Raw genomic sequence first — 15,999 nt, 5'->3', positions numbered from 1 at the left:
AGAGGAAGATTTTATGAGTAGAATAGGTTATATCCGTGTTTCCACGGAACATCAGGAGACAGCAAGACAGCAGGAGATCATGTGCGATTATCAGGTTGACCGTATCTTCTCCGAGAAGATGTCAGGAGCAAACGCAAACCGCCCACAGCTCAGAGCAATGCTCGACTATGTGCGTGAAGGAGATACCCTCTACATCGAGAGTATCAGCCGTTTAGGACGCTCCACAAAGGACTTGCTGAACATCATCGACACCCTTACAAAAAAGGGCGTTACCCTCGTCAGCCACAAGGAAAATATCGACACCAATACTCCGTCAGGAAAATTCATGTTGACCGTGTTCGCCGCCCTTTCTCAGCTGGAGCGTGAACAGCTCAAACAGCGACAGCGTGAGGGCATCGAGATCGCAAAGACACAGGGTAAGTACACTGGACGGAAACCCATAGCAATCGACTGGACGAGATTCGGGCAGCTCTATGGGGAATGGAAGTCGAAGAATATCACAGGCAGGGACTTTATGCGGAGAATGGGCTTGTCGGCTAATACATTCTATCGCCGTGTGAGGGAGTATGAAGCCACGCACGGCATTGTCGAGCCGACCTCTGCATGAGTTGCTCTATGACGTACAGATTACTCTACTTGTTTTCACCGACAGTTTCAGATAGCTCCTCAAATTCTTCAATAGCCTTTACTGCATCAGGATTGTTCAGAAATACATAATTGAAGTCTCTGTATATCTTCCAGCCCTCAACTTGAAATTCAGCAAGTCCCTTATCCGCTGTTTGTATTGCCTGATATGCAAATGTAATACCTATATTACGCGCGATCAGGTCAGACATAAGACCAAAATTGCTGATACAGACGATTCTGTTGAAACGGTCAGTTGTACAATTTCGTTCAGATAAAAGCTGTTCCAGAATCATTCGTGTTCCGGAACCCTCCTCCCGCAAAAACAGAGTTTCGCTGAGCACCTCATCAAGCGGAACTGTCTTTCCGGCAAAACGATGTGTTGGACTGCATACACCGATAAAAGGCTCGGAGCGATAGAGCCTGCTTTCAAATTCAGCACTGTCAAAAAAGCCTTCGATCAGAGCAAAATCAAGCTCACCTTGTTTTAACAACTCAAGCAATCTGTTGGTATTATCCACATCAACGAGTATCGTTTGCTGCGGCTTTGACAAATATTTTGCAACCTGTTCTGTTATTACATATTCACCGATTGTTTTAGTTGCCCCGATCCTGAGAGAACGTTTCTTGACAAGCCCCATTTTCTCAAATAGTCTTTTCTCCTGATAGGAAATATTCTCTGCATAATTCTTCAGTAGTTCACCCTCCGGTGTAAGTGTAAGTGTGTGTCGGTCATAGAGAAACAGCTTGCAATGATATTCTTCTTCCAAATAATGAATATGCTGTGTTACGGCAGGCTGGGTCATGTTCAGCAGTTCTGCTATTTTTCTGTAATTCATGACACTGCAAAGCGTAAGAAAGGTCTTTATCCTGAAATCTACCATAGTATCCTCCCATTATGATAATTCATTGTTATCACCTGATTTCAAATGATAATTAGATTTTATCACGTTTCTGTGGTATAATCAAGATAGAAATTGTGAACGGAGGAAATTTCCATGTCTAAAGTAAAAGGTATCGTTAATCTCGTCCCCGGCTTCGCTCTTGCGTTGGTGATTGCCGCTGCCGCCAAGCTGTTGGAGAGCCTGCTGCCAATCAAGCTGATCGGTGCATCTGTGATCGCTCTGTTTATAGGAATGATTATCAACAGCATCAGACAGCCTTCGGAGCTGTTCAAGGGGGGACTGAAATTTACGTCAAAGAAAATATTGAAATTTGCGATTATTCTGCTCGGAGCATCGCTTAATATCAGCATTGTCCTGCAAGTCGGCAAGATGTCGCTGTGTGTAATGTGCTTTACCTTGCTGACCTGCTTCGGCGGAGGATATATTGTCGGAAAACTGCTGAAAATCAACTGGAAGCTATCCAACCTGATCTCGGCAGGAACGGGCATCTGCGGCGGATCAGCAATTGCTGCCATCGCCCCTGTCATTGATGCCGACGATACAGACATTGCATATTCTATGTCGGCAACATTCTTGTTTGATATGGCGATGATACTGCTATTTCCTGTTATCGGACATTCAATGGGGCTTAGCGATATGGCATACGGCTTGTGGGCAGGTACAGCAGTCAATGATACATCAAGCGTAGTTGCCGCTGGTTATGCTTTTTCCGAAGCGGCGGGAGATTTTGCTACAATGGTAAAGCTGACGAGAACGCTGTCCATTATTCCGACCGTCATTATCTTTGCACTGATCTCGGCTCGGTTGAAGCGTAAAGCTGCTGCCGGCATCGGAGAGACAGTAAAAAGCAACTTCAACATCGCTAAGATCTTTCCATGGTTTATCTTGGGCTTTCTCGCACTCACCGCAGTAAACAGTTTCGGACTTATTCCCGAATCTGTTTCACTCGGAATGAAAAATGTCAGCAAATTCCTTATGGTCACTGCTCTGGCGGCAATAGGTCTTAATACAAGCTTCAAGGATATGAAAAAATCCGGTATTGCTCCTATGATACACGGCTTTATTATTTCGGCACTTGTTGTCATCGTAGCTATTGCTGTTGAATGGTTTATGGGGATAGTTTGATGATCCTACATTGTCATCGAGTTGATTATAACCTTATATACATATAGGAAAAGCCCTCAGAAACGCTTGAAAGACGTTTCCGAGGGCTTAGTATTCTGTTCCATTTAGGTGTGTTCCTATTGTGGTATGCTCCACAATACTGATTATGACCCCAGCGGAACATTTTTTGAGTGTTCCAATAGACTACGGTCATGTGGAACAAATATTTAAGGCAAAGAATGTTGGAAAATCAGTATCGTTACAACAGTCAAAGCACATCATGCTTTATGATCTATATCAGGCATAATGATATACCTTCCTTTCTTTTATCAGGCAGACAGCCGTCAGCACAAGTGCAAGCACGTCCGAGACCACCACCGAACACCAGATACCGTTCAGCCCGAATATCACGAGCAGGAGCAATACACACAGCACCTGAAACACAAGCGTTCTTGCAAAGGAGATCAGTGCGGACAGCAGCCCGTTGTTAAGTGCCGTAAAGAAGCCTGAACCGTAGATATTAAAGCCGCAGACTATAAACATCAGTGAGCAGATGCGGAATGCGTGTACGGTCATTTCAAGCAAATTATCATCATAACCTACAAAGATGTTGCCAAAAGGAACAGCCAACAGCTCCGCTAAAACGAACATCGAAACGGACATAATGCCAATAATGACAAGGCTCTTGCGGAAAAGCCCTTTGAGTTCATCGTGATTACCAGCACCGTGATGATAGCCGACGATCGGCGCACTTCCCACCGAGTAGCCGATAAATGCGGCGATGAAGATGAAATTCACATACATCAGCACACCATAGGTGGAAACGCCGTCCTCGCCTGAAAGCTTCATAAGCTGATAATTATAGAGCATACTAACAACAGACAGCGAGATGTTCGACATAAATTCCGATGAACCATTTGTACAGGTCTTTAATAAAGCCTTGCCGTCAAATTGTATTTTTCCGAGTCGGAGTTTGCTTTTGTTTGGCATGATGAAATAGACAAGCGGTATGATGCCGCCCACCATCTGTGCAATCGCAGTTGCAGCCGCTCCACCTGTGATGCCCCATCTGAACACCGCCATAAACAGCCAGTCGAGCAGCATATTTGTAAGACCTGCCGCAACGGTGATGATAAGTCCGAAGGTGGGCTTTTCAGCCGCCACAAGAAAGCTCTGAAATACATTTTGCAGCATAAACGCCGTTAGAGCAAGAAGAATGATCCTGCCGTATTTCACGCAGTAGGGCAGCATTTCATCGGACGCTCCGAGAAGCTTTGACATCGGCTCAACAAGAATGATGCCGATGACCGTAAACAGCAGACCTAAGCCTATGATGATATATATAAGCATTGAGAAAATGCGGTTCGCCTTTTTGTCGTTCCCAAGCCCGAAATTCATAGCAACAAGCGCACTTCCGCCCGTGCCGACCATAAAGCCGACAGTACCGAGTATCATCAGAAAAGGCATGATAAGATTGATTGCGGCAAAGGGCGTTTTGCCCACATAATTTGATACGAAAAATCCGTCTACCACGCCGTAAATTGAAGTGAATACCATCATAACGATAGACGGCAAAGTAAACCGGAGCAGTCTGCGGTATGTAAAGTGATCTGATAACTGTATATTCACAGGCTTTCGACCTTCTTTCTGAACTGCTCCAAAAATCTGCGGTTGAGCGAGATAAACAGCTCCCATTCCTCCTGCGTCCATTCGCCGAACACTTCCTCCTCGAATGCGATCAGACGGCACACAGTCCGCTCCGAAAGAACTCTGCCCTTGTCCGTCAGACGAACACAAACATTGCGCCCCTCGCCCGAGATCAGCTCTATCTCGCCACGCTCCTGCATCTTATGCAGAGCAGAATTGACGGTGGATTTTGTCAGCCCCGTCTGCTTGTACAGACAGCTCTGATTGCAGCCGCTGCCTTCAAGGTTGATGACATAGAGAATGTCCATCTCCGTATCCGTGATCGCAAGGCGCTTGGCGGCTTCACGGTAGGTGTTGTCGATAGAAGCGAAGATATTATCCAGTTCTCTTGTTTCCGGTTTCATAATAGGATCTCCTTTGTACGATTTCGTAATTATATTATAGTACGGTTTCGTACATTTGTCAAGAAGTTTTTTGAATTATCTAATAATTATTTGAAAACAAAAAAGGGGTTATGTCTCCCGCAACACACGATCACAGAGAACATAGCCCTTTTCTTATGTCATGAAAAATATAATTATTTGACAGCCTTACGTTTCCCCGTTACGCTTTCAACCTTCAAAGCATACACAAGTGTCCTCGGAATAGCCGCTGTGCTGAACGGCACATCTTTTCCTTCATGGTAATGCGCCATCAGCAATTTCAGTGCTGGGAGCTTTTCCTCATCGGGAAGGATACGGATACGCCCTCTGCCGATAACGCTCTCATACGCCATTGTGCAGTAGCCCTTATCCTCAAAGTATTGAAGTTGGTGCTTGCAGTCCATCTCAAAGGAAGCTCTGTTGTCGTTTCGGATAAGACCGACCTTGTATCCCTCTAAGGCACTATGAAAATACAGCGTTATCTTATCGCCGTTCACAGCCATACCGAAGTTCAGGGGCAGGATATACGGATAGCCGTCATCGTTCAGTGCAAGCCTGCAAACATCGCAGTTCTCCATTATACCGATAATATCGCTCAGGTCGGTGACTTCTCTGTCTTTTCTTCTCATAAGCCGAATATCCTCATATCTTCCTCAACTGTCGTGATTCCTGCAATACCAAAGTTTTCTACAAGCACGCTTGCAACATTCGGTGACAGGAATGCAGGCAGAGTCGGTCCGAGGTGGATATTCTTCACGCCGAGATACAGCAGAGCCAGCAGTACGATAACGGCTTTCTGCTCATACCACGCAATATTATAGGCAATAGGCAGTTCGTTCACATCGTCAAGTCCGAATACCTCTTTCAGCTTCAGGGCGATAAGAGCAAGTGAATAAGAATCGTTGCACTGTCCTGCATCGAGAACTCTGGGGATACCGCCGATGTCACCGAGGTTTAGCTTGTTGTACTTGTATTTCGCACAGCCTGCTGTCAGTATAACGGTATCTTTCGGCAGAGCCTTTGCAAAATCCTCATAGTAGCTTCTGGACTTCGCCCTGCCGTCACAGCCTGCCATAACAACGAACTTGCGGATAGCACCCGATTTCACGGCATCTACGATCTTATCGGCAAGGGTAAAAACCTGTTCGTGAGCAAAACCGCCGATGATAGTACCAGTTTCGATCTCGGTCGGAGGAGGACATTTCTTTGCCTGCTCAATAATTGGCGAAAAATCCTTGACCTCACCGTAAGGAGCGTCAATATGCTTGCACCCCGGATAGCCTGCAGCACCCGTAGTCCACAGCCTGTCCTTGTAGCTGTCCTTCGGCGGAACAATGCAGTTCGTGGTCATAAGAACCGGACCGTTAAAGCTCTCAAATTCCTCTTTCTGCTTCCACCACGCATTTCCGTAGTTTCCTGCAAAATGAGGATATTTCTTGAAGAACGGATAATAGTGCGCAGGGAGCATCTCCGAGTGGGTGTAAACATCAACGCCTGTGTCCATTGTCTGTTCAAGGAGCATTTCGAGGTCTTTCAGATCGTGACCGGAAATCAGTATCGCAGGATTTTTGCGTACACCGATGTCAACGCTGGTTATTTCAGGGTTGCCGTATGCGGAAGTATTTGCAGTGTCGAGGTCAGCCATACCCTGAACGCCGTACTTGCCGACTTCAAGTGTTAGAGCCACAAGGTCATCAACGGAAAGGCTGTCATCAAGCGTTTTGGCAAGTGCCGACTGCATGAACGCATCAAGATCCTCGTCATCACTAAGCAGAGCATTTGCGTGTTTGGTGTATGCCGCAAGTCCCTTGATACCGTAGGTTATCAGCTCACGCAAAGAACGTATATCTTCATTTTCCGTTGCAAGCACACCGACAGACTTTGCTTTCTCGGCATAGTCCGTTCCGTTCCAAAGTGCTGCTTCGGGGAGTGATTCTTTATTCTGCACCTGCCCGAGCAATTCTTCTTTGACTGCAAGTGTTTCAGTAACCTTAGCGGTAATGCTGTCGAGATCGAAATTTGCATTGGTGATCGTGATAAACAGGTTCACGCTGAAAAGATGATTAACAGCCTTATCGACTGTCTGCCCCTCTGCACGAAGCTGAGTTGTTACTGCGGACAGCCCCTTTGTCACATAGACGAGCAGATCCTGCATAGCCGCAACTTCGGGCGTTTTTCCGCATACTCCGCAGGCAGTACAGCCCTTGCACCCAGCGGTTTCCTGACACTGATAGCAAAACATTTTCTGTTCCATGATAGATGCCTCCGTTATTTTCTTATTTCAACTATATTTCCGTCGGGCGAGATAACAGCGACTTCAAGCGGAATGGTCTTGCCGCTTGCTTCGATAGCTCTCTTGATAGCATACTCCATACCACCGCAGCAAGGCACGGTCATTCTTGTGAGCGTAATGCTCTTTATATCGTTGTTTCGGAATATCTCAGTCAGCTTTTCGGAGTAATCAACAGCATCGAGCTTCGGACAGCCGATCATCGTTATCTTTCCCCTAATGAAATCATGGTGGAAGTTCCCGTAGGCGTAAGCTGTACAGTCCGCAGCGATAAGCAGATCAGCACCGTTGAAATAGGGTGCATTAGTCGGCAGGAGCTTTATCTGTATCGGGAATTGTCTCAGACAGCCTGGAACACGAACATCGCTGTCATCTTCTTTTGGTGTAAAGCTCTGCAAAGCCGAGCCGGGGCAAGTAAATCCTGCACAGGCGGACTGCTTCTGCTTATTTGCTTGTACCGCCTTTTCGTCATAGGCTGCCGCTTCACGCTCTATGAAGTGGATAGCGTCCATCGGACAGGCAGGGAGACAGTCCCCGAAGCCATCGCAGAAATCATCACGCATGAGCTTTGCCTTGCCATCAATAATAGCGATAGCACCTTCATGACAAGCCTTTGCACACAGACCGCAGCCGTTGCATTTTTCTTCGTCTATCTCAATTATTTTCCGTATCATAGGTCATACCTCCTTGACTTTCTGTATCCATTATAGTATAATCAAGAATGAAAGTATGTTGTAATTACAACATTTCGGAGGTTTTATGGATATTTCTGTTTTAAGTGGTTCGGCACTGTTCAATGGCTTTGATGAAACCGAGGTAAATAATCTGCTGGGCTCATTGAATGCGAGGGAAAAGCGGTTTAGGAAAGGCGCGATGATATTTCATTCGGGAGATGTCATCAGCACGTTATGCTTTGTTATCACAGGCAGTGTGACTATCGAGAGCAATGATATGTGGGGCAACCGCACGATACTAAACCTTGTCAGCAAGGGACAATTCTTCGCTGAGAGCTATGCTCTGCTGCCTGATGAGCCTATGCTTGTCGATGTCTGTGCCAACGAGGACTGCACCATTGTTTATCTTGATATGAAGTCTCTCGGCGGGATAGATGACAACAGCAGAGCAAGGCTGCTTGCAAATCTTCTGATGATAACCACAAGAAAAAATCTGCACCTGTCAAGCAGGAGCTTTCATACAGCTCCGAGACAGGTGCGCGGACGTATTATGGCGTATCTGAACACTGTTTCCGTTCAGAAGAACAGCCGTGAGTTTGATATACCCTTTGACCGTCAGCAACTTGCAGACTATCTCAATGTGGAACGGTCGGTGCTGTCCAACGAGCTGAGTAAAATGCAGAAGGACGGACTTATTAGGTGCAGGAAGAACCATTTTGAGATAATGTGACCAAGTCACAGAAAACTAATGCTACCTGCTGTATAATATAAAACAGGAGGCGATGATATGAAACGAAAAGCAAACGTGAACACCGATCTGTGTGTTGCCTGCGGCTGCTGCGTGAAGGTCTGTCCAAAGTCAGCGATAAGCGTTCCTGACGGTGTGTTCGCCGTGGTTGACAGCACGCTTTGTGTCGGCTGCGGAAAATGTGCCAAGGAATGTCCTGCAAGCGTTATCGACATTGTGGGGGTGCATGATGAGAAGTAAGAAATGGTATGACTACCTCTGGATATTCTCACTGACATATCTGCTGCTGGGTTTTGTGAATATACTGTTTGCATGGCTGGGTATGATATGCTTTATTGCCCCTCTCGTCATTTCGATAGGCTGGGGAAATAAGGCATACTGCAACAAATTCTGTGGCAGAGGTCAGCTTTTCTCTCTGCTTGGCGGACGTTTTGGACTTTCACGAAAGCATGATATGCCGAAGTGGATGAGATCGAAAGCATTCCGATATGGTTTTCTGATATTCTTTTTCACAATGTTCTTCGTGATGCTTTGGAACACCTATCTTGTATTCGCAGGCAATCAGCCGCTGAAACAAGTGGTAAAACTGCTTTGGACGTTCAAAGTGCCGTGGCACTGGGCATATCACGGAACGCTTTTCTCCGAAGGTGTTGCACAATTCGCATTCGGTTTTTACAGCATAATGCTCACATCAACGATCCTCGGTTTCGTGACTATGCTGCTATTCAAACCCCGCTCATGGTGCGTTTACTGTCCGATGGGAACAATGACACAGCTTATCTGCAAGGCAAAGAACGTGACCAAGTCACAGAAATCAGACGAATAATAGTGTATAATAAAGACACAATAAAACAGAAAGGAAGTCATTATTATGGCAGTATTAAAGGTAACAAAGGAAAATTTCGCAGAGGTAGCAAACAGCACAAAGCCCGTTCTTCTGGACTTTTATGCGACCTGGTGCGGCCCCTGCAAAATGGTCTCGCCGCTTGTTGACCAAATCGCTGACGAACACTCGGAGTTCACCGTTGGCAAGATAAACGTTGACGAGCAGCCGGAGCTTGCAGCAGAGTTCGGGGTCATGAGTATCCCGACACTCGTTGCTATGAAGGACGGCAGAATAACTGCGCAGGAGGTAGGCTACAGACCGAAGGAAGGAATCCTCGCTATGTTACAAAGCTAACTTTCTCAGGCGTGCCTTGTCGAGGATATGAATGCCTTTTCTTGACACCTCGACAATGCCCTCGTTTGCAAAATATTTGAGCATTCGGGAAACGACCTCACGGGCAGATCCGATGTACTTTGCGATCTGCTCTTGAGTGAGCGAGATAGTGTCGGAGGAAATCCTTGCGGTTTCATCATGCAGGAATATCGCAAGCCGTTTATCCATACTCATGAACAGTATCTGCTGCATGACCCACATGACATCAGAAAAACGTGAAACGGCAGTTTCCAACACAAAAATATGAATATCCGGATATTTCTCCGACATCTGCTTGAATGCTGTACCGCTCAGCACTATACATTCGCTGTCCTCCTCGGCATCGACCGCCACATCAAATGTGATGGTCTGCAAAACGCAGGAAGCCGACAGCATACACATATCCCCCTTGTGCAGGCGGTAAAGGGTAACGTCCTTGCCGTCCTCGGATATGATATACGCACGAAGCTCTCCCGAGCAGACGAAGAATGCACCCGAGCAGTCACTGCCGCTGTGCAGATTTGTACCTTTGGTAAAGGACTTTTTTACTGAATTATCGCAGATAAAGCTGCGATCTGCATCGGATATTTTATCCCAGAACGGGAAAACTTTTGAGTAAACACTTTCAAACATAACATTTATCCTTTCGGAGGTATTTTTATGAAAACCGTAATTATCGGCGGCGTTGCAGGCGGTGCTTCCGCAGCCGCAAGACTGCGCCGTCTTAATGAACATGACGAGATAATCATTTTAGAACGTGGAGATTTTATCTCCTTTGCCAACTGCGGTCTGCCGTATTATATCGGCGGTGAGATCACCGACAAGAGAATGCTCACTCTGCAAACTCCCGAGAGCTTCCGCAGTCGATTTAATATAGATGTTCGCATTAAAAACGAGGCTGTTAAGATCATTCCCGAAAAGCATATCGTACAGATACGCTGGGTCGATTCGGGCGAGGTATATGAGGAAGGCTACGACAGGCTGATCCTTTCCCCCGGTGCAAAGCCGATACGTCCGAATATCAAAGGCATAGAGCAGCCACACGTTTTTACCCTGAGAAATATCCCCGACACAATGAAGATAAAGAGCTTTATTGAAAATGAAGCTCCGAAAAAAGCAGTTGTCGTTGGCGGCGGATATATCGGTGTTGAGATGGCAGAAAACCTTGCAAATGCAGGGCTTGAAGTCGCAGTTGTCGAGCTTGCCGATCATCTTATCGCACCGCTTGACTACGATATGGCGGCGGACGTTCATCAGTATATTCAAAGCCGTGGTATAAAGCTGTATCTGAGCAACGGCGTGACGGAAATAACGAACCGTGATGTTATTCTTCAAAAGGGGAATATCGCCGCCGATATGGTGATAATGTCGGTGGGTGTCACTCCCGAAACAACTCTTGCAAAAGAGTGCGGCATGGCGGTCAACGGCAGGGGCAGTATTATTGTAAACAGCCGTATGCAGACGAGCGTTCCCGACATTTATGCAGTTGGTGATGCTGTAGAAGTCAAAGACTTTGTAACTGACGCTTCTGCTTTTATCCCACTTGCCGGACCTGCAAACAAGCAAGGCAGAATAGCTGCCGATAATATATCAGGCATACCCTCGGAATACAGCGGCACACAGGGTTCATCGGTGCTGAAGCTTTTTGACATGACCATTGCAGCGACTGGTCTAAACGAGAAGCGTGCTAAGGAGACAGGCATCGAATACGACAAGAGCTACACATACTCCGCTTCTCACGCAAGCTATTACCCGGGTGCTGAAAATATGTCGGTCAAAGTGCTGTGGGACAAGCATACTCACAAGCTGCTCGGGGCGCAGATAGTGGGCTTTGACGGCGTTGACAAGCGCATGGACGTGCTTGCCGCAGCTATTCGTTTCGGTGCAAAGGTGACCGAACTGAAAGAACTTGAACTTTGTTATGCGCCACCCTTTGGAAGTGCAAAAGACCCTGTAAACATGGTCGGTTATGTTGCCGAAAATGTCATAAGCGGTAAGGTCAAGCAGTTCTTCTGGAACGACGTTGAAGCCCTGCCCCGTGACGGTAGCGTGACACTGCTCGATGTTCGCACAAAATCGGAAGCAGCTCGTGGAATGATAGGCGGCTTTGTCAATATCCCTCTCGATGATCTGCGTGACGGGCTTGAAAACATCCCGAAGGACAAGCCCGTGTATGTTTACTGTCACAGCGGACTGCGAAGCTATATCGCCTGCCGTCTCCTGTCGGGGTATGGCTACGATTGTTATAACCTTGCAGGCGGCTGGCGGCTTTATGAGTCGGTTGTCTGCTCGCAAAAGGTGAAAGAGTATATCTGTACGGAAGATGCATGAACGATGCTGTAATACAATTATACCATTTCCCCCGAGATGTGTCAATTTGATTTTGTAATAATATTTTACTGATAAAAAGGACTGTTGTAAGCGTGCAACAGTCCTTTTCTCATTTATGGCGTAATTCTTAATTCTCCTGAATTTCCATCATCAATGCCACACCGTCCTTGAAACCGACCTTGTACGCAGCCCTCGTCTCAGCGGCGGCAGTATCGCTCACGCAGTCAAGTATCTTGTGGAACACATCAATCTGCTCCTCGCTCAGAGAATTTTCAAAGGGGATACAGAGCTTGTTGAAATCGTCCGAAAACTCATCGGAGTGAATATCGCCCTGCCGATAGTTGTAAATAACATCAATCATTTGTATCTGTCCTTTCGGTTTTAATTGTAAAACCAACCGTCCAAACATAACCCAAATAATCGTTGTTAAGGTGTTGCCTACGGCACACCGCTTTGTAATTCAATATCTGACGTTTACGCAATGCAGATGTATCTTCAGTTTGATCAGCTTGAAAGCAGACAACTGCATATATTTGATAACTGGGTAAGGACTTTTGCTCAGCCCGAGCAGATATGCGAAATAGATGTTGATGCTTCCAAGTTCCGTATGGTAAGAAGGTTTTCAAGATTTTTCAATCTGCCGGAACTATCGCTTTTGTTTTCGCAGGTATCAGTTTTTCATGCAACTGATAAAAGTGGTTTGCCGGAATTCAGAGGTTATGATGATATAATCATAAAACGTCATAAGCTTATAATCTCTTATATGAATAAGCTTTGCACCAGAACCGATATAATTCGCTCTAAGCGCGTAAGCCCCAGAGAAGATAATATGTTGAAGGTCAGCACTGACGGTCGAAAAGCTGCTCTTGATTTGTCTCTTGTCGGTGAGCAGCAAGAATATGATAAAACATCAAAAATCACACGCTGCATAGATGAAATAATGAAGATATATAAAGAAAATGATGCCTGCTCACAGCTTGTATTCTGCGATTATTCTACTCCTAAAGGCGAGAAATTCAGCGTATACGCCAAGCTTAAAGAGTTACTACTTGACGAAGGCGTACCTGAAAATGAAATAGCGTTCATTCATAGTTATCACACGGAACAGCGTAAACTGGAGCTTTTTCGTAAAGTTAACTGCGGTGAGATAAGAATACTTATAGGCTCGACATTTAAGCTTGGTATAGGTGCAAATGTACAGACCAAGCTAAAAGCTGTACATCACCTTGATGTGCCATGGAGGCCCGCTGATATGGTCCAACGAGAGGGACGTATACTTCGGCGTGGCAATGAGAATGAGAACGTCCGTATTTTCAGGTACATCGTAGAAGGCAGTTTTGATTCATATTCGTGGCAAGTACTTGAGACCAAGCAGCGATTCATATCACAGTTTCTATCGGGAACTTCATATCAGAGAAGTATTTCCGATCTTGAAAGCGATGTCCTTACATATGGCGAAGTTAAGGCAATAGCTCTATCTGCGCCTGAGATGAAATTGACCGCTGAAAAAGAAAATGAACTCAGGGAATTGTATATTCTTAAACAAAAACGGGATGCTGAAGTTGAGGATATGCGAAGAGAACTTTCTACGATACCAGCAGAACTTGATAAGATATCAGCTAAAAACACTGATAGCGCTGGCAGGAAACTAAGAGATGCCTCAGTCCGTAAACTTAACAAAAAAAGAGTTGAGCTTCTGGCACGTCAGGAAAGTTTAAAAAAAGAATTGAATACCGTAATTGATTATACGCCCCAAATAGCTGCCTGTCAGAATGAGCTTGAAATCCTCAGAAGTAGTATTAAAGACTCTTTCATTAACAAATGATATTGGAATAAAATAGTAGCCTCCCTCGGGAGGCTACATCTATCAGTTGTCGCTGTACAGCTTGTAGAAGTACGACCGGGATATACCCAGTTCCCGTATTGCTTCTACAGGCTTTTTGTTCCCACAACGGACATCTGCCATTATCTGCTGCCAGTTGTCAGGAAGAGACTTTGGCGGACGCCCGAAGCGGACATTTTTCTTCTTTGCAGCAGCGATCCCTTCACGCTGACGAGCACGTATCTTGTTACGCTCGTTTTCGGCGATAGCTCCAAGCACTTCAATGAGTATGGCGTTTATCATTTCGAGTACCCAAGCCTGCTCTGGCGGAAAGTCTGTGAGCGTGGTAGGGATATCCAGTATCTTTACACGGATACCCATATCCTTGAACTGTTCAAGTTCCCGTTTGATGTCAGTCTTGTTCCTGCTCAGTCTGTCCAGTTCCTTGATAACGAGCGTATCACCCTTGCGGAGTATCTGACGTTTTAGATATTGATATCCTTCACGTTCAGTATCTTTACCAGAAGCCTTGTCAATGATAATGTTCTGCTCAGGTACGCCGAATTTGGTAAGTGCTTCGATTTGTCTGTCTTCATTCTGTTCCCGGGTAGATACCCTAATGTCATTAAGCTAACCAAATACGCTAAAGGAACAGGAGTATGTTGGGAATATTACCAGGCATACTCCTGTTATTACATTCGCCAAAATTGCATGACGAAAAGACAGATACGAGATCTGCCTGAAAAAAGATTGACATAAGCAAATAATTATGATAACCTGTAATTGAAGCCGATAGCAGAATGGCAACGAGTTTTTCTATCAGCAATACGATCAGGTCTGACAGGACACTTGTTTCTTGCTATCAGTTCTTCCACAAGTAAAGGATTTGCGTGTGCAGAGCGAAAGAATTTGATGCAGATATGTATAGCAAAAGCATAATTGATTTTATAGCGGTAATCATTATGCTTATCGTCATCTATGGTGATATTTTCGGTAATCAGCATAGAGAAGTTATACATGATAAGACTTGCAAAGATTTCCTGTATCACGCAGTCCTTTCTCTTTGAATGGAAAGCAATAAGACCAACATGGTATTTTAGCTCTCTGAATGAAGTCTCGATCCCCCAGCGCATTTTGTAGATCATCTTGATATCTTCGGCAGAGAACTCATCATCACAGAGATTGGTAACAATGGTCTCATAGTTATCTTCAGATATCTTGATTCTAATGATGCGAAATTTTAGCGGATAGGTATCTTTCGAACACTTCGGAAGAAAATCAAAAACGACCTGCGAATTAAGGAATCTAAATTTATCAGGATTCGACTTAACTTCATTTGTTTGTCTTCTTGTAAGAAGAATATCAGCAGTAAAGTCTGTCTCTTTATCGGCTGGAATATTGAATTTCTGGGCAATTCCTGCTGTTGTTTTGATTCTGATAACGTATTTCAAGCCATTATTTTCAAGGTGAGCAATAGTATTGTATGCTTCATATCCTCTGTCAGCAATGATAATTGAATCTTCGCTCAACTTTTTTGCCATACTTATGAGAGCGGTATGCTCATTTTCGCATCGACTGTCCTGTAAAACAGCATCGATATATCTACGGTTCATAAGGTCATACAATGCATTCAGATGCATAAGATTGTATCCTTTTGAATCAATATTAGCGTTGTAATGAGTGTTGTGGTCATCATGGATAGTGGGAATATGTATATCAGAACCATCCACAGCATAAAGTCTGTAACCATGAAAGAAACAGGTCTGAGAAAATGACTCGTTTAATTTATGGAACAAATGAAGAAATGCAGCAGGCAGTATCTTGGCTCTTCTCTGAACAACAGCTGAAACCGACACTGCTTTCTGATCCAGGCCATAAAACTCCATAAGCTCACTGCTAAGAGTCTGGCTGCCCATACTCAAAATAAACCGCATTGTTTTTGAGAAAGACAGCTCGCTTTTTCGAATAAAATCTCTCTTAGGATCAACTACAAAATCAGAGATATTTTTCTCCATGTTGATGATAAGAGTGTTAAGCTTATTTTTGACAATATTACAGTATTTTTGCACGGTAAAACCTCCAATCAGATGTGTATATCTGATTAGCTGCGCCGCACATTTTCGGCTTTTTGTCAATACCTTTTTGCAAAATTTACATTTTATACATAAAAAAATAATCACAGGATCATTCTGATTCCTGTGATTATTTTACTTTTCCTTAGCTTAATGACATTA

Annotated in this window: 18 protein-coding genes; 8 read left to right on the top strand and 10 right to left on the bottom strand. The window is 44.9% G+C overall.

The window, feature by feature from the left end:
- Window positions 1-13 precede the first annotated feature (13 nt).
- A complete protein-coding gene (locus BLW60_RS15285; protein ID WP_074718925.1) occupies window positions 14-607 on the top strand; it encodes a recombinase family protein in 594 nt (197 codons plus the stop codon).
- A gap of 25 nt (window positions 608-632) precedes the next feature.
- Here the strand turns inward: BLW60_RS15285 and BLW60_RS15280 are convergent, their stop codons facing one another.
- Window positions 633-1,508, bottom strand: a complete 876-nt coding sequence (locus BLW60_RS15280) for a LysR family transcriptional regulator (RefSeq protein WP_074718923.1) — start codon at window positions 1,506-1,508, stop codon at window positions 633-635.
- A 114-nt stretch (window positions 1,509-1,622) separates the two neighbouring features.
- On the opposite strand from BLW60_RS15280, the gene BLW60_RS15275 reads away from it, so the two are divergent.
- The gene (locus BLW60_RS15275) at window positions 1,623-2,654 is read left to right on the top strand and encodes a YeiH family protein (RefSeq protein WP_074718921.1); all 1,032 of its coding nucleotides are present in this window, start codon (window positions 1,623-1,625) and stop codon (window positions 2,652-2,654) included.
- Window positions 2,655-2,930: 276 nt separating this feature from the next.
- Here BLW60_RS15275 and BLW60_RS15270 read toward each other — a convergent pair whose 3' ends face one another.
- The 5 genes from BLW60_RS15270 to BLW60_RS15250 all read right to left on the bottom strand — a co-directional run bounded on the left by BLW60_RS15270 (window position 2,931) and on the right by BLW60_RS15250 (window position 7,666).
- Complete coding sequence (locus tag BLW60_RS15270) at window positions 2,931-4,262, bottom strand: MATE family efflux transporter (protein ID WP_074718919.1); 1,332 nt, start codon at window positions 4,260-4,262, stop codon at window positions 2,931-2,933.
- A complete protein-coding gene (locus tag BLW60_RS15265) occupies window positions 4,259-4,684 on the bottom strand; it encodes a MarR family winged helix-turn-helix transcriptional regulator (RefSeq protein WP_074718917.1) in 426 nt (141 codons plus the stop codon). Before BLW60_RS15265 ends, BLW60_RS15270 begins: the two co-directional genes overlap by 4 nt.
- 173 nt (window positions 4,685-4,857) lie before the next feature.
- Window positions 4,858-5,331 (bottom strand): pyridoxamine 5'-phosphate oxidase family protein, encoded by a 474-nt coding sequence (locus tag BLW60_RS15260; RefSeq protein ID WP_074718915.1) that lies wholly within the window; start codon window positions 5,329-5,331, stop codon window positions 4,858-4,860.
- A complete protein-coding gene (gene hcp, locus BLW60_RS15255; RefSeq protein ID WP_074718913.1) occupies window positions 5,328-6,956 on the bottom strand; it encodes a hydroxylamine reductase in 1,629 nt (542 codons plus the stop codon). Before hcp ends, BLW60_RS15260 begins: the two co-directional genes overlap by 4 nt.
- A 14-nt stretch (window positions 6,957-6,970) precedes the next feature.
- Window positions 6,971-7,666, bottom strand: a complete 696-nt coding sequence (locus BLW60_RS15250) for an ATP-binding protein (protein ID WP_074718911.1) — start codon at window positions 7,664-7,666, stop codon at window positions 6,971-6,973.
- A gap of 85 nt (window positions 7,667-7,751) precedes the next feature.
- On the opposite strand from BLW60_RS15250, the gene BLW60_RS15245 reads away from it, so the two are divergent.
- The 4 genes from BLW60_RS15245 to trxA are packed head-to-tail and all read left to right on the top strand — an operon-like array spanning window position 7,752 to window position 9,594.
- Window positions 7,752-8,396, top strand: a complete 645-nt coding sequence (locus BLW60_RS15245; protein ID WP_074718909.1) for a Crp/Fnr family transcriptional regulator — start codon at window positions 7,752-7,754, stop codon at window positions 8,394-8,396.
- Window positions 8,397-8,453: 57 nt separating this feature from the next.
- Window positions 8,454-8,654, top strand: a complete 201-nt coding sequence (locus BLW60_RS15240; protein WP_072418937.1) for a 4Fe-4S binding protein — start codon at window positions 8,454-8,456, stop codon at window positions 8,652-8,654.
- Window positions 8,641-9,240, top strand: a complete 600-nt coding sequence (locus BLW60_RS15235; RefSeq protein ID WP_074718907.1) for a 4Fe-4S binding protein — start codon at window positions 8,641-8,643, stop codon at window positions 9,238-9,240. The genes BLW60_RS15240 and BLW60_RS15235 overlap by 14 nt, the downstream gene beginning before the upstream one ends.
- A 45-nt stretch (window positions 9,241-9,285) precedes the next feature.
- Window positions 9,286-9,594 (top strand): thioredoxin, encoded by a 309-nt coding sequence (trxA, locus tag BLW60_RS15230; RefSeq protein ID WP_072418935.1) that lies wholly within the window; start codon window positions 9,286-9,288, stop codon window positions 9,592-9,594.
- Here the strand turns inward: trxA and BLW60_RS15225 are convergent.
- Entirely contained in the window at window positions 9,583-10,245 is a 663-nt protein-coding gene (locus tag BLW60_RS15225; protein WP_072418934.1) for a Crp/Fnr family transcriptional regulator, read from the bottom strand. The two genes, trxA and BLW60_RS15225, sit on opposite strands and share 12 nt — an antisense overlap.
- Before the next feature lie 27 nt (window positions 10,246-10,272).
- Between BLW60_RS15225 and BLW60_RS15220 the strand changes: the two genes are divergently transcribed.
- Window positions 10,273-11,943: an FAD-dependent oxidoreductase gene (locus tag BLW60_RS15220; protein ID WP_074718905.1), complete on the top strand. Its 1,671-nt coding sequence runs from the start codon at window positions 10,273-10,275 to the stop codon at window positions 11,941-11,943.
- Window positions 11,944-12,070: 127 nt separating this feature from the next.
- Here the strand turns inward: BLW60_RS15220 and BLW60_RS15215 are convergent, their stop codons facing one another.
- Window positions 12,071-12,304, bottom strand: coding sequence for a DUF6809 family protein (locus BLW60_RS15215; protein WP_074718903.1), 234 nt, complete (start codon window positions 12,302-12,304; stop codon window positions 12,071-12,073).
- A gap of 120 nt (window positions 12,305-12,424) precedes the next feature.
- Here BLW60_RS15215 and BLW60_RS15210 point away from each other — a divergent pair, with 120 nt between their 5' ends.
- The gene (locus tag BLW60_RS15210; RefSeq protein ID WP_074718901.1) at window positions 12,425-13,768 is read left to right on the top strand and encodes a helicase C-terminal domain-containing protein; all 1,344 of its coding nucleotides are present in this window, start codon (window positions 12,425-12,427) and stop codon (window positions 13,766-13,768) included.
- A gap of 42 nt (window positions 13,769-13,810) precedes the next feature.
- Here the strand turns inward: BLW60_RS15210 and BLW60_RS15205 are convergent, their stop codons facing one another.
- Both BLW60_RS15205 and BLW60_RS15200 read right to left on the bottom strand, forming a co-directional pair.
- Window positions 13,811-14,386 carry a recombinase family protein gene (locus BLW60_RS15205; protein WP_074718899.1) on the bottom strand — a complete coding sequence of 192 codons (576 nt, stop codon included), beginning with the start codon at window positions 14,384-14,386 and terminating at the stop codon, window positions 13,811-13,813.
- Between the two features lie 146 nt (window positions 14,387-14,532).
- A complete protein-coding gene (locus BLW60_RS15200) occupies window positions 14,533-15,780 on the bottom strand; it encodes an IS4 family transposase (RefSeq protein WP_074715664.1) in 1,248 nt (415 codons plus the stop codon).
- Window positions 15,781-15,999 lie beyond the last annotated feature (219 nt).

The sequence above is a fragment of the Ruminococcus flavefaciens genome, from assembly GCF_900108555.1.
GTDB classification, from domain to species: domain Bacteria; phylum Bacillota; class Clostridia; order Oscillospirales; family Ruminococcaceae; genus Ruminococcus; species Ruminococcus flavefaciens_P.
The sequence above is the reverse complement of the archived record's forward strand: the minus strand, read 5'-3'. Positions and strand labels throughout refer to the sequence as shown.

Excerpts from the sequence above, each read along its gene's own strand:
- BLW60_RS15275 (WP_074718921.1), top strand. The coding sequence starts at position 1,623 with ATGTCTAAAGTAAAAGGTATCGTTAATCTCGTCCCCGGCTTCGCTCTT.
- BLW60_RS15265 (WP_074718917.1), bottom strand. The coding sequence starts at position 4,684 with ATGAAACCGGAAACAAGAGAACTGGATAATATCTTCGCTTCTATCGAC.
- BLW60_RS15210 (WP_074718901.1), top strand. The coding sequence starts at position 12,425 with ATGCAGATGTATCTTCAGTTTGATCAGCTTGAAAGCAGACAACTGCAT.
- trxA (WP_072418935.1), top strand. The coding sequence starts at position 9,286 with ATGGCAGTATTAAAGGTAACAAAGGAAAATTTCGCAGAGGTAGCAAAC.
- BLW60_RS15260 (WP_074718915.1), bottom strand. The coding sequence starts at position 5,331 with ATGAGAAGAAAAGACAGAGAAGTCACCGACCTGAGCGATATTATCGGT.
- hcp (WP_074718913.1), bottom strand. The coding sequence starts at position 6,956 with ATGGAACAGAAAATGTTTTGCTATCAGTGTCAGGAAACCGCTGGGTGC.
- BLW60_RS15215 (WP_074718903.1), bottom strand. The coding sequence starts at position 12,304 with ATGATTGATGTTATTTACAACTATCGGCAGGGCGATATTCACTCCGAT.
- BLW60_RS15250 (WP_074718911.1), bottom strand. The coding sequence starts at position 7,666 with ATGATACGGAAAATAATTGAGATAGACGAAGAAAAATGCAACGGCTGC.
- BLW60_RS15240 (WP_072418937.1), top strand. The coding sequence starts at position 8,454 with ATGAAACGAAAAGCAAACGTGAACACCGATCTGTGTGTTGCCTGCGGC.
- BLW60_RS15200 (WP_074715664.1), bottom strand. The coding sequence starts at position 15,780 with ATGGAGAAAAATATCTCTGATTTTGTAGTTGATCCTAAGAGAGATTTT.
- BLW60_RS15220 (WP_074718905.1), top strand. The coding sequence starts at position 10,273 with ATGAAAACCGTAATTATCGGCGGCGTTGCAGGCGGTGCTTCCGCAGCC.
- BLW60_RS15280 (WP_074718923.1), bottom strand. The coding sequence starts at position 1,508 with ATGGTAGATTTCAGGATAAAGACCTTTCTTACGCTTTGCAGTGTCATG.
- BLW60_RS15245 (WP_074718909.1), top strand. The coding sequence starts at position 7,752 with ATGGATATTTCTGTTTTAAGTGGTTCGGCACTGTTCAATGGCTTTGAT.
- BLW60_RS15285 (WP_074718925.1), top strand. The coding sequence starts at position 14 with ATGAGTAGAATAGGTTATATCCGTGTTTCCACGGAACATCAGGAGACA.
- BLW60_RS15235 (WP_074718907.1), top strand. The coding sequence starts at position 8,641 with ATGATGAGAAGTAAGAAATGGTATGACTACCTCTGGATATTCTCACTG.
- BLW60_RS15225 (WP_072418934.1), bottom strand. The coding sequence starts at position 10,245 with ATGTTTGAAAGTGTTTACTCAAAAGTTTTCCCGTTCTGGGATAAAATA.